Raw genomic sequence first — 21,323 nt, forward strand, 5'->3', positions numbered from 1 at the left:
CACTCCGCAGGCTCCGTTCTGCTCACGTGCGGCGGAGCCGCTCCCGACGCAACTGTGTGACCTCCGCCAGATCGAGGGGGGCCAGGATGGTCCCGGTCGCCCGCTCGAGCAGGTAATCGGCCAGTTGGGGGTTTCGGGCGAGGACCGGACCGTGCATGTAGGTCCCGATCACGGACCCCTGTACGACGCCTTCGCGGCCGTCGCCGACGCCGTTGCCGACGCCGTGGGTGACCGTCGCCAGTGGACTTGCATCGGGTCCCAGAGTTGTTCCACCACGGTGGTTTTCGAATCCGGAGAGCTTCTCGGTGAGACCGGTGACGACGGGTTCGGTGATGACTTCACCGATGGATCGTGTTTCCTGGGGTGCCGTCGTGACGTCGAACAGGGATATGCCGTCGACCTTTTCGCCGGACGAGGTCTCGTACCAGTGACCGAGTACCTGGATGGCGGCGCAGATCGCGAGCACCGGGACCCCGCGCGCCGCGGCGTTCTGCAGGCCGGGGTACTGCGTCAAATGCCGCGTCGCGAGGCGCTGAGCGGAATCCTCGGCGCCGCCCAGGGTGTAGACGTCCAGCGACTCGGGAACGGGATCGCCCAGGGTGACCTGGACGATCTCGGCGTCGATGTCCCGCATCCTGAGCCGTTGCCGCAGGATCAAAGCGTTTCCGTTGTCGCCGTACGTCCCCATGACATCGGGGAGTACCAGGCCTATGCGGACGGTGGATTCAGACATTGCCGTGCTCCCGTGCGAGTGCGCGCCCGAGGTCGCGGAACGCGGTGTAGTTGGCCAGCACCTCGACTCGCCCTGGTGGGCAGGATGCGATGGCCTTCAGCGGATCTGCGACGGTGGTGTGCTTCGACCCCGCGTACAGCAGGCGCACGCCGAGATCGGTTGCGCGCTCGCCCGATGCGACGACGGCAACGTTCTCGAAGTGTTCGAACCGCACGTCCCACAGCCAGGACAGGTCCTCGCCGTCCGGAACCTGCCCGTTGACGGCGATGACGAGTCCGTCGACGGTCGGGTCGATCATCGACAGTGCCTCCTGCCAGCCTGCTGGGTTCTTCGCGAGAAGCATTCGGACGGAATGAGATCCGTACTGGACCGTGGAGTAGCGACCGGCCACTTCGTCGACTCCCGACGCGGCGGCCACTGCGTCCTGGGGATCCGCGCCCAGCGTCACTGCTGCAGCGACGGCCTGAGCTGCGTTGCCTCGGTTGGCTTTTCCGGGGAGGGACAACGACATCGGTACGACGAGGCCGTCGGGGCCGTACAGGTTGTTCTCGTCGAGCCACCAATCCGGTGTGGGTCGGGCGAAGTCGCTTCCGGTCGAGTACCAGTGTTCGCCGTCTCGGATGATCGGTTCTCCGGTGCGGGGCCACGACACCGAGTCGCCCGCCCAGCCGCCTCCGGCGGCGACCCACACGACGTTCGGGGCGTCGAACGCAGCCGAAGTGACCAACACGTCGTCGCAGTTGGCGATCACGACGGTTTCCGGGTGTCGTGTGAGACCCGCACGCAGTTTGCGTTCGATCATGTTGATCTCGCCGACGCGATCGAGTTGGTCGCGGCTGAGATTGAGAAGTACCACCGCGGCGGGGGATACGGCGTCGCAGACGTGCGGGACGTGCAGTTCGTCCACCTCGAGGGCTGCGAGCGGGGCATCGAAATGTGCGTGCAGTGCAGCGACGATTCCTGCGTCCATGTTGGCGCCGTCGGCTTGAGTCGCCACGTCGCCGAGCGTCCCCAGCGCGGCGGCGGTCATCCGCGTCGTCGTCGATTTTCCGTTCGTTCCCGTGACGACGACGGTGCGACGCCCGGACCCGAGTCCGGTCAGAATGTCCGGGTCGATCTTGAGGGCGACGAGCCCGCCGATCATCGACCCTTTGCCGCGTCCTGCCTTGCGTGACGCCCACGTTGCAGCCTCGGCTGCCCGGAGTGCCAGCCGGCCGCGCGCTCCGATAGCCGCTCTGCGCTCGTCTGCTCGAACCATGCGCCGAGTCTGGCACAAACCTGCCGGTGGATTCTCGTCGGCGTCGACGGTGGCGCGGCCCCCTCGGCGCGGCTGTGAGGCCCACCACGCCTCACACGCGTAAGGGTTCCACGGTGGTCGCGGCGGTCCGTGTCCTTCGCTTGGTCGACATTCCGCCGAGGCACCCGGCGATGACGACCGCTGCTCCCACCATCGACAGGACGCTGGGGGTCTCGTCGAGGAAGATCCAGGCGCCCGCGATGCCGACGACGGGGACCATCAGTGAGAACGGTGCGACGACGCCTGCAGGGTGGCGGCTGATCAGGACCGTCCACAATCCGGATCCGGCGATCGTCCCCAGCAGCACGATGTAGGCGAGTCCGGCGAGCGCAGGCCAACCGTCCCAGCTGAACGCGGTGGCGAGAGCGTGCCATCCGGTGGTCGGTCCTTCGACCACGGTGGAGAGGGCGAGCATCGGGATCGGTGGAACGACGCACATCCACAGCATCGAGCGCATCGGTTCTTCCCCGCGGGCGAGGCGGTTGCCGAGGTTGCCGAACGCCCATCCGAGCCCGGCGAGAAGAGTGAGTACGACGGGTATCAGGGATGCCGCTTGGGCGCGGTCGTACCCGATGAGGCACATTCCGGCGACGGCGACGGTGATGCCCAGAATCTGACGCCTGCTGACCTTCTCGCGCAACAGCAGAGCACCGAGGATGATCGTGAACGGTGCGGAGGACTGCAGCACCAGGGAGGCAAGGCCTGTCGGCATTCCGGCGTTCATCGCGGCGAACAGGAACGCGAACTGAAGGAAGCCGAACCCGAATCCGTAGAGCAGGAGCCACTTCACGGGGACGTCCGGGCGGCGGACGAACAGGATCACCGGTACGGCGATGACCAGGAACCGGAGTGCAGCGAAGAAGAACGGTGGGAAATGGTCGAGGCCGACGCGGATGGCGAGAAAGTTCAAGCCCCAGAGCACGGCCACGGTCACTCCGAGGAGGCGGTCACGAGTGGGCACGGGTCTATGGTGGCGGAGTTCAATGCATCAGCACAATCGAATTATTCAGCACTAACAGTTAAGATTCCCTACATGAACGTGGAGCGGTTGCGGATACTCCGGGAGTTCGCCGATCGAGGGACGGCCGGGGCAGTGGCCGACGCCCTGTCGATGACCCCGTCCGCGGTGTCGCAGCAACTGAAAATCCTTGCTCGCGAGGCCGGTGTGCCGCTCCTCGAACCCGACGGTCGACGCCTCCGACTCACGGATGCGGGTGCCGCATTGGTTCTGCGGGCCGACGAGGTGCTCGGCGCACTGGACCGGGCGAGCGCGGAGATGGCGTCGTACGGTGCATCGCCGCGGGGACGCGTGCGCGTGGCGTTGTTTCCGTCGGGCGCGGGTCTGCTGCTGCCGGGTGTGCTGAATCGGTTGCACGACAGCGGAACACAGGTCGATGCACGCGACGAGGACGTTCCTGCATCGTCGGTGCCTGCGCTGCTGGCCGACTACGACGTCGTACTGACCCATCGCGACGACAGTGCACCCGCCACGGCCGCGCCCCGCCTCGAAGTGCGAACGCTGATGCGAGAGCCCATCGATCTACTTCTACCCCTGACGCACCGATTGGCCTCCGAGGAGTCCGTCGACGTGCGCCGGCTCGTGGACGAGGAGTGGATCAGCGTCCGCGACGGGTTCCCGGTGGACGACGTGTTGCTGTCGGTCGCCGCTGCCACGGGCGTTCGGCCACGAGTGATTCAGCGCATCAACGACTTCCGAGTCACCGAGGAACTCGTTGCCCGAGGCCACGGAGTCGCACTGATGCCTCGCTATGCCGTCGGGCACCCGGGTGTGATCACCCGACCGCTGGCAGGTGTGCGTGCGGGCAGGATCTACGAACTCGCGACGAGGCCGAATGCGACGACGCTGCCGGCCATCGCCGCGACAGTGGATGCATTCGAGAAAGAAGCCGCCGCTGTGAGTAGAAACGTATAGCAGGGGCGGCAGGAGCGGAGCGACCCGAAAGCAGGCGAACGCTCACGTGAGGGCTTTGGCTTTGAGCTGCGCGAATTCCTCCTCGGTGATGGTGCCGGCATCCAGGAGTTCCTTCGCGTGCGCGATTTCCTCGGCAGAGGTGCGCCCCGCGACCTGCTTGATGTACTGCTCCTGCTCGTCCTTGGCGTGCTGGAGGGCCCGCACCTGACGCTTGGTCATGTCGCCGCCCTTGACGATGATGTAGACGAGAGCGGTCAGGAACGGCGCGATGATGAGGAACAGCACCCACGCAGCCTTGGCCCATCCGGAGCTCTTGTGGTCGCGGAACAGGTCGCCGATGATCGAGAACAGCACCATCAGGTAGGCGACGAAGGCAAAGCTGACGACGATCAACCACAGAAAATCCCAGAAGGAATCCACGATTCGGTGCTCCATTCGGCAGAAGGTCCCCGAATGGTCTCAGGCAGCACCGAACAAGATCATCATCCTCAGCGGGTGAATTGGTCCCGTTCCGCTCCAGCTCACCTGCATCGGCAGGTACAGATGGAGTCATCGGAGCCGGGGGTGGTGGGAAACCACGAGAGCCCCTGCTCCGCCCGAACGGCGGAACAGGGGCCCTCGTGGGTAACAGATGCCGGGTCAGCCGGTGAGCGACGGTGCCGCCAGGCTGGAGCGCACTTCATCGGCGAAATGGCAGGCGGATCGGGATCCGTTGTCACGGGTCTCGAGTGCCGGTTCGTCTGTCGTGCAGATCTTTCGTGCGTGCGGGCATCGCGATGCGAACGCGCACCCCGCGGGCGGGTGTGCGGGATCGGGTGCGTCACCGTCGAGGACCGTTTTCGGGCGGGCACGTTGGATCGCGGGATCGGGTACAGGAATCGCCGAGAGCAACGCGTAGGTGTACGGATGTCGTGGTGACTCGTACACCTGTGCGGCGGTACCGATCTCGACGATTCGGCCCAGATACATCACGGCGATTCGGTCGCTGATGTGGCGGACCACGCCGAGGTTGTGCGAGATGAACAGGCAGGTCAGTTCGAATTCCTTGGTGAGGTGCACGAGCAGGTTGATCACCTCGGACTGCGTGGACACGTCCAGCGCCGACACTGCCTCGTCCGCGACGATGATCTTGGGGTCGAGCGCGAGCGCGCGGGCGATCGCGACGCGTTGCCTCTGGCCGCCGGACATCTCGCCCGGATAGCGAGCGGCGAACTCGGTTCGGAGGCCGACCTTGGTCAGCAACGACGCGACGCGGTCCTCGTAGTCGGACCGGCTGCGCCGATCGAAGATGCGCATGGGCTCCGCGATCGCATTGCCGACGGTCTTGGTCGGGTCCAGCGACGCATACGGGTCCTGGAAGATCATCTGCAGTTCTCGACGCTTGCGACGTAGTGCTCCGCGTCGGAGGTCGAGAAGGTTCTCACCCTGGTAGAGCACTTCGCCCTGTTCGGGTTCTTCCAAGCGCAGGATCGACCTACCGAGTGTGGATTTGCCGGATCCCGATTCGCCGACGATGCCGAGTGTCTCACCGGTCCGAACGCTGACGCTGATGTTGCGCACGGCCTGGACCGTCTCGCGTGGCCGGCCGAAGACGTCCCGCGAACGAACGAACGACTTGGACAGGTTTCGCACGTCCAGGAGGACCTGCTTCTCGGGTGCGGTCATCGGATCTCCTCCAGATCGCCGGGGTCGATGGCGGTGGCCGCCGGGACGGCTTCGATAGGAAGTGCAGGCAGGAGGTCTCCGATCTCGCCGTCGACGACCCGCACGCACCGTGTGCTTCTTCCGTCGCGGATCTCGATCGACTCCGGATGCTTGCTGTCGCATGTTCCTGCCCGAGAATGGCTGCAGCGAGGAGCGAAGCGGCATCCGACGGGCATGTTCTCCGGGCGCGGCACCATGCCGGGAATGGCAACGAGGTCGTCGCCGGGTTTGATTCGCTGCGGCAGAGACGCCAACAGTCCCGCGGTGTAGGGATGCAGTGGTTCGTCGAACACGTCGTCCGCGTGACCGGTTTCCACGGGTTCACCCGCGTACATCACGGTCACCTCGTCGCAGAAGTCCGCCACCACGCCGAGGTCGTGCGTGACCAACAGCACCGCTGTACCGAGGTCGGCCTGCAGCCGTCGGAGAAGCTGGAGTACGCCGGCCTGGACCGTGACGTCCAGCGCCGTCGTCGGCTCGTCGGCGATCAGGAGTTTGGGATCGCAGGCGATGGACATCGCGATCATGGCCCGTTGACGCATGCCGCCGCTGAAGCTGTGCGGATAGTCCTTCGCACGGCGTGCGGCAGCGGGGATGCCGACGAGGTCCAGAACCTCGACTGCTCGTGCCCATGCCTGTTTGCGTGATCTGCCCATGTGCGCGCGCACTGTCTCGGCGATCTGCTCGCCGACGGTGAAGACGGGGTTGAGGCTCGTCATCGGCTCCTGGAAGATCATCGCGATCTCGCGGCCCCTGATACGGCGCATCTGAGATTCGGTCTTGCCCAGCAGGTCGGTACCGTCGAATTCGATTTTTCCGCCGGTGATCCGGCTGTTGTGCTTGGGGAGCAGTCCGAGCACCGACAACGCGGTGACCGTCTTGCCGGAGCCTGATTCGCCGACGAGCGCCCGCGTACCGCCCGGCTCCAGATCGAGCTGAGCTCCGGTGACGACGGGCGTCCACCCGGAGTCCGTTCTGAACTCCACCTGGAGGTCTCGGATGCTGAGCAACCCGTGGCCGGTCCGTTCGGGCTTTCGTAGCGTGTGGGAAGAGGTCATGACTTCCTCCGTTCCTGGCCGACGGCATCGCGGATCCCGTCGCCGAGCATGTTCAGGGACAAGATGGTGAGCATGATCGCGAGACCGGGGGGAACAACCATCCATGGGCTTTGAAAGCGGTTGTCGAATGCGCTACGCAGCATGGAACCCCAACTTGCAGTCGGCGGTTGAACGCCGAGGCCGAGGAAGCTCAGGCCGGCTTCCGCGAGCAACGCCAGCGAGAGCATCAGCGTGATCTGAACCAGCAGCGGGCTCCTGACGTTCGGCAGTACGTGCATCAGAACCGTTCGAGGAGTGGAACATCCGACGACCTTGCTCGCCTCGATGTAGGTTTCTTCGCGTACGTTGATGGTGGAACCACGCACCACACGGAACAGTCGGGGCGCCGATGCGGCGCCGACCGCGAGCATCGCGTTGACCAGGCCTGGACCGAAGATGGCAATGATGGCCAGTGCGAGGACCAGTGCGGGAAGAGCGATGAGCGCGTCGGCGATGCGGCCGGTGATCCAATCGAACTTTCCGCCGAGGTAGCCCGCGAGCAGCCCGAGGGGCAGGCCGGTGGCGGCGGCGAACCCGACGGCGATGAGCGGAGCGACCAGCGAGATCTGGGTTGCGTAGATGAGCCGACTCAAGGTGTCGCGTCCCAATTGATCCGTCCCGAGAATGTGACCGTCGGAGAACAGCGGCAGGAATGCCGAAGCCAACTTCTGATAAGCCGGGTCGTACGGGGCGATCCACGGCGCTGCCACGGCGATCACACCGAGAAGGCCGAGGAACGTCAGGCAGACGACGTTCGTACGCGAACGCAGGATTCGACGGACGAAGATCCTGCCCGGCGACGGGGGTGCGGGCCTCGATTTCGTGCCGGCCGACGAACCGAGACGCCGTCGTGCACCGCTCAGGGGCGCGGAGAGTGGTGTGCTCGTCATGATTGCCTGGCTTTCGGGTTGAAGTACGCGTACGAGATGTCGACGGCGAGGTTGATGACGAGCACGAACAGGGTGATCACGACGACGAACGCTTGGATCACCGGGAAGTCGCGCTCGAGAATGGCCTTCAGTGCCACTGATCCGAGGCCGGGCATCCCGAACACCTGCTCGATGATGACGGCGCCTCCGATGAGCGCGGCCGCCTGAAGCCCGAACACGGTGACGACAGGAACCGCAGCGTTCTTGGACGTGTGCTTGACGATGACCTTCCACCTGGGCAGCCCTTTGGCCGTGGCGGTACGGATGTAGTCCCGTTCGAGCACATCGATGACGCCGGCGCGGGCCTGTCGTGCGATCTCCGCGGCGGTGACGGTTCCCAAGGCGAACGCCGGCAGCGCGAGGTGGGAGAACCATGCCACCACACCTTCGCTGAGCGGTGCGTATCCGGTCGCGGGGAAGAGTCGCAACTGCAGGGAGAAGAAAGTGACGAACAGAAGGCCGAGCCAGAAGCTGGGCATGGAGATTCCCAACGTCGTCAGTCCGGTCAGCGTGCGGTCGATCCACGTCCCTCGGCGCAACCCCGCCATGACACCCGCGAGTACACCGACGACCAGCGACCAGGACAGGGCGACGAACGCGAGAGACAGCGTCACGGGCAGTGCTTCGAGTATCGCGTCGATGTTCTTGTGGCTGCTCAGCAGTGACGTTCCGAAGTCGCCGGACATCAGGTTGCCGACCCAGCTGAAGTACTGCACCACGATGTTCTGGTCGAGGCCGAGTTGAGCTCTGGTCTCGGCGATCTGTTCTGCCGTGGCGTTCTCGCCCGCCGCGACCACTGCGGCGTCGCCGGGAATGAGGTGAATCATCGAGAAGCTCAGAACGGTCACGAGAATCAGCACGGGAATGGCGGCGAGTAGTCGTTTGATCATGAATATCAACACAATTGGAACACCTCGTTCGGATCGAAGGTGGATGTCACTTGCTTACGTCCAAGGTCCGCAGACCGGTGCCACCGGTCTTGTAGAACACGTAGTTTCCGATGTTGCCCTGGCTGGCGACCGATGCCACCGAGTGGCAGAGAACGATCTGCGCCGGCCCCATGTCGAATGCCTCGGCAAGAAGGTCTTCGTATGCGGATTTGCGCTCGTCGACGTCGGTGGAGCGGGCCGTTGCGTCGTACAGCTCGGCCATCCGGTCGGTAGTGAGCCTGCCGGGATTGTCACCGCCACCGGGGAGGTACGCCGACTGTGCGTAGAGGCCGGGATCGGTCCCTCCGCCGTACTGGCCGACGAGTGCATCCGCCTCGCCCGTGACGAACCGGGCACGTGCCTGCGTCGCGTCCATCACCTCGATCCGCATGTCGATACCGACATCGGCCAGATTCTGCTGGACCACCTGGGCGTTGTTCTGGTAGATGGACAAGCTCGGCACTGCTGCGGTGAAGGTGAATCCGTCGGGCAGTCCGGCGTCGTCGAGAAGAGCGCGGGCACGGTCGGGGTCGTAGGAGGACCAGCCGCTGTCGTCCAGTGCGTCGCTGTGCGCGAAGTATCCTTCGGGGTACGGCTGGGCGCCGGGAATGCAGTCACCGGAGTACAGAACTCGCGAGATGGCTGCGCGGTCGATCGCCAGATTCATCGCTTGTCGCACCTGTTTGTTGCCGAACTCGCTCCTGGCGGAGTTCAGGGAGATCCGGGCCATGCTGGTGCTCGCGCCCTCGGAGGTGAAGACCTGCAGTCCGCCGGCCTTCGCTTCCTCCTTCTGCGGGCCCACCACTCCTGTCATCGTGGACTCTCCCGCCTGGAGCGAGTTCATGCGAGTCGCGGTGTCGAGTTGGATGAGAAAGGTGAGCTTGCTGTACCGATAGGCGTCGTCGTCCCAGTAGTCGGGGCGACGCTCGAAGTGGTAAGCGGTACCGGGAATGCTGCTCGTCATCCTGAAAGCGCCTGCGCCGACCGGATTCTGATCCAGGTCGGTGTTTCCGAGCGCCGCGGGTGAGATGAGCATTCCGGGTCGTGACGCCAGAAGCGTCGGCAATGCTCCACCCGGGCCCACCAGGTCGAAGCGGACCGTCGAATCGTCGACCACATCGACGGATCCGATCGTCTTGTCGATCTGTCCCTTGATGGTGGTCTGGGGATCGTTCAGGATTCGGTCGATGTTGACCTTCACGGCTGCAGCATCTACCGGCGTACCGTCCGAGAATGTAGCTCCCGCACGCATTTTCAGGGTGAAAGTAGCGTTCTCCTCGTCCAACTCCCAACTCTCGGCCAGCATGGGTACCGGGTTGCCGTCGGTGTCGACGTCGGTGATCCGATCGTAGATGACGGCAAGTAACGGTAGGTCGTTTTCAGTAACTCCGCGATGCGGATCGAGACTGCTCGGGACGACGATCTGTCCGTACACGACGGTGGCGTCGCGGTCGAGCGCGTTCGCGTCGAATGTCCGCTGGTCGATACCGGCGCACGCCGTCGACACGGCGCACACGGTGAGGATCGCGAGGGCTCGACCGAGAATCGATCTGCGCGACATGTGGAACCTCCGTTTTTCGTAGAGGTGGCCATTCCCCCGGGCTGGGGAGGAAGTGTTCTCGGAAGTTCAGATCGACTGCGAGCCTGAGCTGCCGGGTACTTCGTCGATGTGCCACGCCCCGGGCTGCAGGGCGATTTCTAGAAGGATGTTCTAAAACCTATCCAGTGTCAAGGCTTGGCCCGATCGAGCGATTCGGTCTTGACAAACCGAGCATGGATACTTCAGGGTCGCACTAGATCGAAGTTCTAGAATGAGATTCGATCCTCCTACGAATCGTAGCTCCGAACTCCTGGAAGGGAAGTCAGGTCATGGTCGATTTCGCCCTGAACGAAGAAGAAGAATTGATGCGCAAGTCGGTGCGCGCATTCCTCGAGAAGGAGGTCATTCCGCTCGAGAGCGAAGTGCTGCGCAACGAGCGCGAAGGTAGGCCGGGCCTCGAGGACGGCGTCGTGAAGGAGCTACGCGCGAAGGCCAAGAAGTCGGGATTCTGGGGGATCAACACACCCGAGGAGTACGGCGGAGCGAACCTCGGACCGGTGATGAGCGCCATCATCGCTGCGGAGGCAGGCAGGACCTTCGTGCCGTTCTCGTTCGGTGGTTCCGCCGACAACATTCTGTACGGCGCGAACGACGATCAGAAGCAGCGGTATCTGATCCCGACGATCGAAGGTGAGCGGCGATCGTGTTTCGCGATAACCGAGCCAGGCGCCGGCTCCGATGCACGAAACATCAAGACCCGCGCGGTCAAGGACGGATCCGACTGGATCATCAACGGTGAGAAGATCTTCATCACCGGAGGTAACGAGGCCGACTTCGTCATGGTGTTCGCGGTGACCGACAAGGAGAAGGGCGCGAACGGGGGAGTCACGTGTTTCATCGTCGATCGCGACATGGGATGGACGTCCACTCCTATCCCCACGATGGGGCAGTGGGGACCGGCTGCATTGTCCTTCGTCGATGTGCGTGTGCCGGAATCGAACGTCCTCGGCGAGGTCGGCAAAGGATTCGACCTTGCGATGAGTTGGATCGGGCAGGGGCGGTACATGATCCCCGCCCGTGCCATCGGTTCGGCGGAACGGCTTCTCCAGATGGCGATCGAGCACTCGAAGAATCGAGTGTCGATGGGGCACCCGATCGCCGAGTACCAGGCAATCCAGTGGCAGATCGCAGACTCGCACGTCGAGATCGAATCCACGAAACTGCTCACGCTTCGCGCAGCGTGGGCGGTGGCGCAGGGCGTCGATGCACGGCATGTCTCGTCGGTCGCCAAACTTCACGGGTCGATCACCGCCAACAACGTCGTCGACCGAGTGCTGCAGATCCACGGCGGGATGGGATACACGAAGGAACTCCCCATCGAACGGTGGTATCGCGAACTGAGGTTGCTTCGAATCTTCGAAGGAACGGACGAGATTCAGCGCCGGACGATCGCGCGGAATCTCATCAAGGGATATGTCAATTCCGACGGCTTCGGGCACTGACGCCGGTGATGCTGGTAATCGAACGCCTCAGTCGAAGACAGGAACTCGTCACATGACCAACCCGACCATCGAAGGCATCGACCTGCGTGCGCTCTTCGAACCCCGATCCATTGCGCTGATCGGGGCGACGGACAAGTCGCCGTGGTCCCTCAACACCTTTCGAAACATCAAGGACAGCGAGTTCGAGGGGAACGTGTACCTCGTCAATCGCCGCAGCGCCGTCGTGCACGGCGAGAAGACCTACTCCGCGCTCGCAGAGTTGCCGGAGGTGGTCGACCTCGTCTTCGTCATGGTTCCCACGACGGTGGTGCTGCCGACGCTGCGCGACGCCGTCGACCAGGGCATCCGCGCGGCAGTGATCCTGACGTCGGGATTCGGCGAAACGGGTCAGGAAGGCAAGGCGCTCGAAGACGAGATAGTGGCGTTCTCGCGGGCGAGCGGGTTGACGGTGCTGGGTCCGAACGGGAACGGTTTCATCAACGCGGCCGAGGGAATCACTCCCTACGGTCTGCCCATCGGACGCCCGCTCCTGACCGGGTCCGTCGGGTTCGTCCTGCAGAGCGGTGCATTGGCCAGCTCGGTTCTACAGTTCGCGCAGACCAGGAACGTCGGCTTGAGCTTCCTGACCGCCATGGGCAACGAGTCGATGATGTCCGTGACCGACGTGATGGAGTACCTCGTCGACGATCCGGCCACCTCCGTCATCGCGTTGTTCCTGGAATCGGTACGGGATCCGGTCGAGTTCCGTCGGATAGCGCACCGGGCCCTGCACGCAGGCAAGCCCATCGTCGCACTGAAGATCGGCCGAAGCGCACTGGGCGCGCGGGCTGCACTCGCGCACACCGGGGCACTCGTCGGGGACAACTCCGTCATCGACGCCGCGTTCGAGCAGATGGGCGTCATTCGGGTCAGGTCGTTGGAAGATCTCATCCTCACGGCCGGTCTGATGGCAAGTCTCGGCGGTGGACTGCCCGGACCGCGAATGGGGGTCGTCACGCCCTCCGGTGGGGCCTCGGAAATAATCGCCGATCGCGCCGAGGACGAGGGACTGCAACTACCGACGTTCTCGGCCGACACCACTCACAGGCTGCACGAGATCGTGCCGGACTTCGCCACCGTGCAGAATCCGCTCGATGTGACCGGTTACGTCGTGATCGACCGGACGTTGATGCGCCGCTCGCTCGCGGTGGTCGCCGAGGACGACGACGTCGACTTCGCTGTTCTCCTGTCGGAACTGCCGCGAGTTCCCGGTCCGGACCCGGATGCGGCGTTGACCGCATACGGTGAGTCCGCGAAGAACATTCGCACCACGGCCGTGCCGACGGTCGTGCTCAGCACTGTTCTCACCGACGTCACGGATTACGGCCGGTCGGTGTCGAACTCCGTCGACTTTCCGCATGTGCTCGGCGGCATAGAACACGGTATGACTGCGCTGAGCAACGCTGTTCGCTGGGGAGCGTTGCATCGGGCGACGACGGCCGAGAACGCCGACGTGGCAGTCGATCCCGTGCCGCTGACGTTCGATCGTGAACCGACGGGAATGTGGACCGAGTATTCGGCAGGCAGACTCCTTGCCGAGCAGGGAGTTCCGGTGGTCCCGACGACGCTGGCGTCGACGGCGGAGGAGGCCGTGACCGCGGCAGCCGAGTTCGGTTATCCCGTCGTGCTCAAAGCCGTGGCCGACGGTCTGGGTCACAAGAGCGACATCGGCGGAGTGCGGCTGAACCTGCACGGTCCGGACGCGGTGCGCGACGCATTCGACTCGGTGACGTCGGCATTGACCGAACTGGGCTCCCGCGGCGTCGCAACCGTCGTCCAACCCCAACGCAGCATGGACGGAATCGAGATGCTCGTGGGTGTCGTCAGGGACCCGGTGTGGGGGTTGACGCTCGCCGTCGGATTGGGCGGCGTGTGGGTCGAAGTACTTGCGGACGCCGCGGTCAAGGTACTGCCGGTCACGGAGAACGACGTTCGTCAGGCCATCGAGGGCCTACGCGGAATCACCCTGCTGAAGGGTGCACGCGGCACGACCCCGGTCGACCTCGATGCGCTCGCTCGCACGGTCAAGACGGTCGCCGACGTCGCGGCCGGGCTCGGCGACCGACTGCAGGCGCTCGAGATCAATCCGCTGATGGTGAACGGTTCGCACTGCGAGGCGCTCGATGCACTCATCACCTGGACGGCGACAGACGACGAGAAGGACGAGGAGTTTCGATGACAGGGATCTGTGAAGGCAGAGTAGTGATCGTCACCGGGGCCGGACGTGGCATCGGCCGCGGGCATGCGCTCGAGTTCGCGCGTGAAGGGGCGACTGTCGTCGTCAACGACATCGGAGCCGAAGTCGACGGAACCGGCAGTGCGGACGGTCCGGCGGGCGACGTGGTCGAGATGATTCGAGCCGAGGGTGGTCGCGCCCGCGTCGACGGTTCCGACGTGTCGGACGAGGAAGGCGCTCGCCGGCTGATAACCGACACCATCGAGGAATACGGTGACCTCCACGTACTCGTCAACAATGCAGGCATCCTGCGAGATCGAATGTTGACCAACATGACTGCGGCGGAGTGGGACGACGTCATCCGGGTGCATCTGCGCGGAACGTTTCTGCCCCTCCACCATGCCGCGCAGTACTGGAAGCGCCAGTCCAAATCGGGCGCGGCAGTGGACGCTCGGGTGATCAACACCTCGTCGTCGTCCGGGATATACGGGAACGTCGGGCAGGGCAACTACGGGGCGGCCAAGGCCGGTATCGCCAGCTTGTCGATCATCGCTTCGATGGAGCTGGCCCGGTACGGCGTCACCGTCAATGCCATCGCACCCGCGGCGCTCACTCGCATGACCGAGAACCTCGGAGGAAATGCCCGACGCGAGAAGCCCGCACCCGGTGAATTCGATCCGTCCGCGGCGGACAACATCGCTCCCCTCGTCGTCTGGTTGGGCAGCGAGCAGTCGAGTGGCATCACCGGGCGAGTGTTCAACGTTCGAGGCGGCCACATCAGCGTCGCCGAAGGCTGGCATGCGGGACCGAGCGAGGACAAGGGCGCGAAGTGGCAACCAGGCGAACTCGGCGAGGTGATTCCTCGGTTGGTCGCCGAGGCCGCGCCGAACGCGGGCATGAACGGGTCGATACCCGAAGGAGTGCGCTGATGCCGCTCGACGAATCCCTTGTCGGCGTACCGAGCGATCCGGCACGGAGGACCTGGGGATCCAAGGATGCCCTCCTGTACGCGGTGGGCGTCGGCGCCGGGCAGGACCACACCCTGCACGAGCTGCCGTTCGTCACCGAGAACTCGGCCCAGGTCGACCAACGCGTGCTCCCCACGTTCGCGGTCCTGGCTACACAGGCCCCGTCCGGACGTAAGCTGGGGAACTTCGATCCCGCCATGCTGGTCCACGCCGAACAGTCGTTCCACATCGACGGGTTGCTACCGGTCGACGGGGACGTACAGGTCACCTCGCGGGTGGTATCCATGCAGGACAAGGGGAGTGGCGCGCTCGTCGTGGTCGAAGCAGATGCCGTCGACAGCGTGACGGGCGCCCCCGTCGCGTCCACTCGCTCGTCGATGTTCATCAGAGGCGAGACGGTCGGCGGTGGACGGGCCCCGAGTCCGGAGGTGGCGCCCATGCCGTCGGGTGCGCCCGACGCGAAGGTGACCTATGCGACGCGGCCGGAACAAGCGCTCGTCTACCGCCTTTCGGGCGATCGGAATCCGCTGCATTCCGATCCGTCGTTCGCGGCACGCGCCGGATTCGACCGGCCGATCCTGCACGGGTTGTGCACGTACGGAATCACCGGTCGTGCCCTGTTGCACGAACTCTGCGGATCCGATCCAGCCAGGCTGCGCTCGATGGAGGGCCGCTTCACCAAGCCGGTTCGCCCCGGTCAGGATCTGACGGTGTCGATCTGGAACACCGCCGACGGCACGCGCTTTCGAACCGAACTGTCGGACGGAACGGTCGTGATCGACCGGGGAACGGTAGTGGTCGCATGACTGCCGGAACCGACGCGGGCCCGACGCCGGCGCCCGCACCGGAACACGATGTCGGCGACGGCGCCGCATTCTTCGACGGCGACGAGGGACGGTACGTGCCGCGACCACATGCGCGTAGTCCCTGGTCGGAGAACCTCGTGCACGGACGACTCGTGTCGGGTCTGATGGCGAGGGAAGTGGAACGTTCGGATCTGGCCGGCCTGCATCCCGCGCGCATGACCACCGACCTGTTCCGGCCGATCCCGATGCAGCCGATAGACATCACCACCTCGGTCCGCCGATCGGGACGACGGGTGCGCATCGTCGAGGTGCTGGCGTCCGTGGACGGAACGCCGGTGGCGCTCGCCAGCGTGCAAGCGCTGCGGTCCGGAGGTGAGGCAGCCCAGGTGGCGTGGGTGCCGGAGCTGTACAAGGCACCGGCGCCCGACTTGCTGCCACCTCCCGAGCGTCGGGCACCACGGCACTTCGGTGAAGTTCGCCGAAGCGGCGACGGTGCACCCACACGGAAGTTCTCGTGGTTCCGCGAGACATGCCCGCTGCTGGAGGGTTCGGCGGATTCTCCGTTCGAGATCGCCGCGATGGCGGCGGACTGGGTCAGCCCGTTCACCAACATGGGTACCGACAGCCTGCAGTTCATCAATGCCGACGTGACGTTGTATCTCAGCCGCCTTCCGATCGGGCCGTGGATCGGTTTCGAGAACCTGGACCACAAGGCGGACAACGGTATAGCGGTGTCGGTGTGCGCTCTACACGACGTGCACGGCCGCATCGGCACGGCGGCATCGGCTGCAGTTCCTTACTGACCTCACGAACGTACGACGACCGAGAAAAGAGAAACCGATGACCAGTTCCACGGTCCATACTCGGCGCATCTCCGCACCCGCTGCGGCCGCGCGCCCCAAAATGGCGCCGAAACCGACGCCCGAGACCGCCCACTTCTGGGCGTGCGCCACCGAGGAACGACTCGTGGTGCAGCGCTGCTCGAAGTGCCACACGACGTACTTCTATCCGCGCGACCTGTGCCCGTCGTGCAGTTCGGAACGGGTCGAGTGGATCGACTGTTCGGGCCGCGCGACCCTGCACACGTACGTCATCGAACACCGGCCGGGACCGGGGTTCGAGAACGATGGTCCGTACGTGGTGGCCGTCGTCGAACTGGAGGAAGGTCCCCGGATGATGACCAACATCGTCGGCGTGGACCCGGACCCGGAGTTGCTGCCGCTCGACCTGCCTCTCGTCGTGCAGTTCGAGGACCGCGGCGACGTCAAGGTACCGGTGTTCCGGCCCGAAGGGAGCAACGCATGAGCTCGGGAACGGTCATCGTGGGCGCCGCCGAAACCGATGAAATCGGCGTTCTACCGGACCATTCGACGCTGAAGCTGCATACCGAGGCTGCCCGGAACGCGCTCGCGGACTGCGGCCTGACGATCGACGACGTCGACGGCATCGCTGGAGTATCCATGCCGGGGCCGTTGTCCGTCGCGCACAGCCTGGGCATCACGCCGCGCTGGATGGACACGACCAGTGTGGGCGGTACGTCCTTTCTGACGCATGTACGCCATGCGGTGGCCGCGCTCGAATCGGGCCAGTGTTCGGTCGTGCTGATCACCCACGGCGAATCGGGGCGGTCACGAGTCGGTGCACCCGCGTACGCACCGGACCCCGCGTCGCTACCGGGACAGTTCGAGGCGCCCTACGGCGTGACCGGGCCGCCGAGTCGGTTCACCCTCCCCTTCCTGCGTTTCATGAAGGAGACGGGTACCGAGGCGCGTCATCTCGCAGATGTGGCAGTGGCACAACGGAAATGGGCAGGCTTGAACCCCCGTGCGAAGTTCCGTGACCCCATCACCGTCGACGACGTCCAGAATTCTCCGGTCATCGCCTGGCCGTTCCACCTCCTCGAGTGTTGCCTGGTCACCGACGGCGGCGGTGCTCTGGTGTTGACGACCGCGGAGAGAGCGAGGGATCTCGAGGTACGACCCGTGCACGTCCTCGGAACCGGTGAGGGGTACGAAGGACCGGGTATCTCGATGATGGAGGATTTCACGTCGTTCAAGGGTTTCAAGAACTCCGGAGCCGACGCGTTCCGATCCGCCGGCCTGTCGACGTCCGACATAGACCACGTCATGATCTACGACGCCTTTGCCCATCTGCCGCTCTACGGGCTCGAGGACCTGGGATTCGTAGGGCGTGGGGATGCCGGAGAATTCGTGCGAGAGGGGAACACCGCTCCCGGAGGAACGTTGCCCGTCAACACCAATGGCGGAGGACTGTCCTACACGCACACCGGAATGTACGGGATGTTCGCGATTCTGGAGTCCGTGCGTCAGTTGCGAGGAACCGCCGCCGCCCAGGTCGACGGCGTACGGACGTCGCTCGTGCAGGGCAACGGAGGTATGTTCGCGGCCGGTGCCACTCTGATACTGGGGGCCGCCTGAGGACATGATCAGTCCGCTTCGACTTGACCGTCCGCCAATTCTAGAATTACGCTCTCCTGACGCAGAAGCGAGACGATGCTGGGGGGACACGATGACCGACAGGGCGGCTTCGGCGACGACGTGGCAGTGGAGCAAGACGGGGGAGACCCAGCGCAAGCTTCTCGACGCCGCGCTGGACGTGTTCGCCGAAGCGGGATTCCTCAACGCCAACATCTCCGACATCGTCGAGCGTGCAGGATCGAGTACCGGCAGTTTGTACCATCACTTCGGCGGCAAGGCCGAGTTGTTCAGTGCCCTGTGGGACAGGCACAATTCGGCGCATCTGGAGCAGGTTCGCTCGTCGGTTCTGGCCGCGCGCAGATCGGGTACGGCAGATCCGTTGGAGTTGTTCTGTATCGGCGCTCGCGCGTTCCTCGCGGGAAGTTGGCAACGCCGGGATGTCGCGCTGGTCTTCCTCGATACCGACGGGCCCCCCGGGTTCGAGAAATTGAGGCGTGACAGGAGGATCGAGTGGATTCGACAGAACTCGGCACTTCTCGGCCCGGGCGACGACAGTGAGCACAGGATCGCCCTGGGGGTGTTGACCGACATCATCGTGGAGTCTTCTCGCGAAGTGGTGTTGAACTGCAAAACCAAGAAGCAGGCGAACGCAGTGGCGGACATCATGTGCGACATGATTCGAAGGATTGCCGCACCCTGACACAGCTCGACAACCAGTACGGCCGGCTTGCCTGTTCTTCAGGCGGGCCGGCCGTATTCGTGTATGTCGTGAATTCTCCTTCGCTGTAGCAATTTTGGCTTTCGTGGCGCTCGAATTCGGATAGATTTTCGAGTACGATTCTAGAAGTTACTTCTGAAAGAGGCCGCGATGTGGATCTCGAACGATGCAGTGTCGAAAGAATCGGTATCGAAGAATGCCGTGCCGGTTCCTGGTGTGGCAACACGGGTGGCGCCGAGGGTCGAGTGGCTTCTCGCCCCGAATGCGGGAGCATGGACCTTCGAGGGCACCAATACGTGGATAGTCGGCGAACCGGACGCCGATGCCTGTGCGGTGATCGACCCCGGACCGAAGGATGCAGACCACATCGAGTCGTTACTTCGGGTCATCGGACGCCGCTCGGTGTCCTACGTGGTGCTGACACACGGTCACAACGATCACGAGGGTGCCGCGAGCGGCATCGTGGATGCAACGGGCGCTCGGATCGTGAAAGCCAGAAAAGAGATGTCTCACAGCAACTTTCCCGACGAGCTGGATGACGGAATCGAAGTCCGGTTGCTCCCGACGCCCGGCCACACACGGGATTCACTGTGCGTCTACTTGCCTGCCGACAGAATAGTGTTCACCGGAGACACCCTGCTGGGCAGCGGATCCCCTGTGGTGCACCCGGAACTGCTGCGAGAGATGCTCGACAGTCTGCGAACGTTGCGAGCGCTCGGAGCGTCGACCGCCGTGACCGCACTACCCGGGCACGGTCCCGTTGTCGCGGACTTGGCTGCGTCGGCAGATCGCCGACTGAACGCGCGCAACAGGAGGATTCGACAGGTGCGTGACCTGTTGTCCGAGCGGGAGATGTCCATCGACGAGCTCGTCACCCGGATGTACCCGGAGGTCGAGCACCCCGACGTCCTCTCGGCTGCCCGCAGCTCGATCCTCGCCATGGTCACCTATCTGAACGAGGAATCGGCGCTCGGCCGTACCGTCCTGCAGGACGATGCCCGATGACGGCACGTTCCGATACCGGCGAGGCCGACGCTCGGTGTGAAGCGGAGCAGGACACGCGCCCGGAACGTGAGGTCATGCGCGATGCATGGCGGACGTTGAGTGTGGTCGCCTTCGCGAGCATGGTGATAGGAATGTCCGGCAGCGCACTGAACGTCGCTCTGCCCACGGTCGCACGACATTTCGACGCCAGTAGTCTTGCCGCCAGCTGGATACTCCTCGCCTACATGCTCACCAACACGGTGTTGCTCGTGGCGTTCGGTCGCATGGCGGACATGTTCGGTCGTAGAACGATGTATCTCACCGGGCTCGCGTTCTACACCGTCGGAAGCATCGCGTGCGGGCTCGCTCCCAATGCCTGGTGGTTGGTGGGTTTCCGGGTGATCCAGGCTGCGGGCGGCGCAATGCTGTTGACCAACAGTGCAGCTCTCGTCACTGCGGCCTTTCCGCGCCGTCGCCTCGGCGAGGGAATGGGCATCTATCTCGCATCGTTTTCCATCGCTCAGCTCTGCGGACCGACGCTCGGCGGACTGCTCGCTCAACAGGCAGGTTGGCAGTGGGTCTTCTGGTTCAACGTTCCGATCGGGATTCTCTGCTTGCTGTGGGGATTCATCGCCCTGAAGCCGTCGCCGCGGACCGGTCGTTCGTACTCGCTCGATCTGCGAGGCAACGCCATGATCCTCGTGGCACTGACGTGCGGTCTTGCGGCGTTGTCGCAGGCCACATCGCTCGGATGGTCGCACCCTCTCGTCATCGGCGGGCTGATCGTCAGCGCTGCAATCGTTCCCCTGTTCCTGTGGTTCGAGAAGTCCGTCGACGATCCCTTGATCGATATCCAGTTGTTCAAGCACTGGCCGTTCGGATTCGGGCTGCTTGCGTCGTTTCTCAATTCGATTTCGCAGAGTGGCGTCGTACTGTTGATGGCGTTGTACTTCCAAGCGGTTTCGGGGGTCACACCGCTCGTCGCTGGAGTGATGGTGCTGCCGGTGGCCGTCGCAGCATTGACGGCATCGCTCAGTTCGGGTCCGTTGCAGCGGATCGTGTCGCCGTCGACCCTCGCCGTGACGGGCAATGTCGTGACAGTCGTGGCGCTCGTCGTTCTGTTCGTGGGAACAACTGGCCGAATGCCGCTCTGGGTACTTCTGGTGGGGTTGGCAATCGCCGGTTTCGGTTCGGGTCTGTTCATGCCGTCCAACGCGACAGCGATCATGGGCGACCTGCCCGACGAAAGACTGGGGATCGCCAACGCGATGCGCCTGTTGCTGCAGACAAGTGGATTCGTCGTCGGCACCGCGGTGATTCTGTCGGTCGTGACGAGTGCGCTACCGCTCGACCTGCGTAAGTTCGTGTTCGCGGGCACGATCAGCGAGATCTCGGACTCGGCTGTCGAGCAACTGCTGACCGGATACGGGCGAACAATTATCGCGATGATCGTGGTGGCAATCCTGACGGTCGGAGTCTCACTCTTCGCGCGACACTCGCGCACCGCCGGTCGACGATGACCGGCGGTGC

The 21,323-nt window shown here is 64.2% G+C and carries 20 protein-coding genes; 11 read left to right on the plus strand and 9 right to left on the minus strand.

What is annotated here, in order from left to right; genetic code table 11:
- Positions 1 to 22 precede the first annotated feature (22 nt).
- The 3 genes from CH289_RS11535 to CH289_RS11545 form a co-directional block, all read right to left on the minus strand.
- The gene (locus tag CH289_RS11535) at positions 23 to 733 is read right to left on the minus strand and encodes a type 1 glutamine amidotransferase (RefSeq protein WP_026347396.1); all 711 of its coding nucleotides are present in this window, start codon (positions 731 to 733) and stop codon (positions 23 to 25) included.
- Positions 726 to 1,991, minus strand: a complete 1,266-nt coding sequence (locus tag CH289_RS11540; RefSeq protein WP_094727939.1) for a Mur ligase family protein — start codon at positions 1,989 to 1,991, stop codon at positions 726 to 728. The genes CH289_RS11535 and CH289_RS11540 overlap by 8 nt, the downstream gene beginning before the upstream one ends.
- Before the next feature lie 91 nt (positions 1,992 to 2,082).
- Positions 2,083 to 2,991 (minus strand): EamA family transporter, encoded by a 909-nt coding sequence (locus tag CH289_RS11545; RefSeq protein ID WP_019662917.1) that lies wholly within the window; start codon positions 2,989 to 2,991, stop codon positions 2,083 to 2,085.
- A 72-nt stretch (positions 2,992 to 3,063) separates the two neighbouring features.
- On the opposite strand from CH289_RS11545, the gene CH289_RS11550 reads away from it, so the two are divergent.
- Positions 3,064 to 3,963, plus strand: a complete 900-nt coding sequence (locus CH289_RS11550; protein ID WP_019662918.1) for a LysR family transcriptional regulator — start codon at positions 3,064 to 3,066, stop codon at positions 3,961 to 3,963.
- Between the two features lie 42 nt (positions 3,964 to 4,005).
- Here CH289_RS11550 and CH289_RS11555 read toward each other — a convergent pair whose 3' ends face one another.
- The 6 genes from CH289_RS11555 to CH289_RS11580 all read right to left on the minus strand — a co-directional run bounded on the left by CH289_RS11555 (position 4,006) and on the right by CH289_RS11580 (position 10,183).
- Positions 4,006 to 4,398: an SHOCT domain-containing protein gene (locus CH289_RS11555; RefSeq protein ID WP_094655268.1), complete on the minus strand. Its 393-nt coding sequence runs from the start codon at positions 4,396 to 4,398 to the stop codon at positions 4,006 to 4,008.
- Between the two features lie 204 nt (positions 4,399 to 4,602).
- Entirely contained in the window at positions 4,603 to 5,628 is a 1,026-nt protein-coding gene (locus CH289_RS11560) for an ABC transporter ATP-binding protein (RefSeq protein ID WP_033190085.1), read from the minus strand.
- Positions 5,625 to 6,725, minus strand: a complete 1,101-nt coding sequence (locus CH289_RS11565) for an ABC transporter ATP-binding protein (protein ID WP_094727940.1) — start codon at positions 6,723 to 6,725, stop codon at positions 5,625 to 5,627. Before CH289_RS11565 ends, CH289_RS11560 begins: the two co-directional genes overlap by 4 nt.
- Positions 6,722 to 7,654, minus strand: a complete 933-nt coding sequence (locus CH289_RS11570) for an ABC transporter permease (RefSeq protein ID WP_020111007.1) — start codon at positions 7,652 to 7,654, stop codon at positions 6,722 to 6,724. Before CH289_RS11570 ends, CH289_RS11565 begins: the two co-directional genes overlap by 4 nt.
- Positions 7,651 to 8,583, minus strand: a complete 933-nt coding sequence (locus CH289_RS11575) for an ABC transporter permease (RefSeq protein ID WP_020111006.1) — start codon at positions 8,581 to 8,583, stop codon at positions 7,651 to 7,653. The genes CH289_RS11570 and CH289_RS11575 overlap by 4 nt, the downstream gene beginning before the upstream one ends.
- A 46-nt stretch (positions 8,584 to 8,629) precedes the next feature.
- The gene (locus tag CH289_RS11580; RefSeq protein WP_052060071.1) at positions 8,630 to 10,183 is read right to left on the minus strand and encodes an ABC transporter substrate-binding protein; all 1,554 of its coding nucleotides are present in this window, start codon (positions 10,181 to 10,183) and stop codon (positions 8,630 to 8,632) included.
- 308 nt (positions 10,184 to 10,491) lie between these two features.
- Here CH289_RS11580 and CH289_RS11585 point away from each other — a divergent pair, with 308 nt between their 5' ends.
- The 10 genes from CH289_RS11585 to CH289_RS11630 all read left to right on the plus strand — a co-directional run bounded on the left by CH289_RS11585 (position 10,492) and on the right by CH289_RS11630 (position 21,313).
- Positions 10,492 to 11,664, plus strand: a complete 1,173-nt coding sequence (locus CH289_RS11585; RefSeq protein ID WP_020111004.1) for an acyl-CoA dehydrogenase family protein — start codon at positions 10,492 to 10,494, stop codon at positions 11,662 to 11,664.
- 52 nt (positions 11,665 to 11,716) lie between these two features.
- Complete coding sequence (locus tag CH289_RS11590) at positions 11,717 to 13,882, plus strand: acetate--CoA ligase family protein (RefSeq protein ID WP_094727941.1); 2,166 nt, start codon at positions 11,717 to 11,719, stop codon at positions 13,880 to 13,882.
- Entirely contained in the window at positions 13,879 to 14,808 is a 930-nt protein-coding gene (locus tag CH289_RS11595; protein WP_094727942.1) for an SDR family oxidoreductase, read from the plus strand. The genes CH289_RS11590 and CH289_RS11595 overlap by 4 nt, the downstream gene beginning before the upstream one ends.
- Positions 14,808 to 15,653, plus strand: coding sequence for a MaoC family dehydratase (locus CH289_RS11600; RefSeq protein ID WP_094727943.1), 846 nt, complete (start codon positions 14,808 to 14,810; stop codon positions 15,651 to 15,653). The genes CH289_RS11595 and CH289_RS11600 overlap by 1 nt, the downstream gene beginning before the upstream one ends.
- Positions 15,650 to 16,456 (plus strand): acyl-CoA thioesterase domain-containing protein, encoded by an 807-nt coding sequence (locus tag CH289_RS11605; protein ID WP_020111000.1) that lies wholly within the window; start codon positions 15,650 to 15,652, stop codon positions 16,454 to 16,456. The genes CH289_RS11600 and CH289_RS11605 overlap by 4 nt, the downstream gene beginning before the upstream one ends.
- A 37-nt stretch (positions 16,457 to 16,493) precedes the next feature.
- Positions 16,494 to 16,958 (plus strand): Zn-ribbon domain-containing OB-fold protein, encoded by a 465-nt coding sequence (locus tag CH289_RS11610; protein ID WP_020110999.1) that lies wholly within the window; start codon positions 16,494 to 16,496, stop codon positions 16,956 to 16,958.
- A complete protein-coding gene (locus CH289_RS11615) occupies positions 16,955 to 18,091 on the plus strand; it encodes a thiolase C-terminal domain-containing protein (protein ID WP_037143219.1) in 1,137 nt (378 codons plus the stop codon). Before CH289_RS11610 ends, CH289_RS11615 begins: the two co-directional genes overlap by 4 nt.
- 91 nt (positions 18,092 to 18,182) lie before the next feature.
- A complete protein-coding gene (locus CH289_RS11620) occupies positions 18,183 to 18,791 on the plus strand; it encodes a TetR/AcrR family transcriptional regulator (protein WP_094727944.1) in 609 nt (202 codons plus the stop codon).
- 168 nt (positions 18,792 to 18,959) lie between these two features.
- Positions 18,960 to 19,814, plus strand: a complete 855-nt coding sequence (locus CH289_RS11625; RefSeq protein ID WP_020110996.1) for an MBL fold metallo-hydrolase — start codon at positions 18,960 to 18,962, stop codon at positions 19,812 to 19,814.
- Positions 19,811 to 21,313 (plus strand): DHA2 family efflux MFS transporter permease subunit, encoded by a 1,503-nt coding sequence (locus tag CH289_RS11630; protein ID WP_033190090.1) that lies wholly within the window; start codon positions 19,811 to 19,813, stop codon positions 21,311 to 21,313. Before CH289_RS11625 ends, CH289_RS11630 begins: the two co-directional genes overlap by 4 nt.
- Positions 21,314 to 21,323 lie beyond the last annotated feature (10 nt).

Origin of the sequence: Rhodococcus sp. RS1C4, from assembly GCF_002258225.1 — a bacterium.
Lineage (GTDB): Bacteria > Actinomycetota > Actinomycetes > Mycobacteriales > Mycobacteriaceae > Rhodococcoides > Rhodococcoides fascians_E.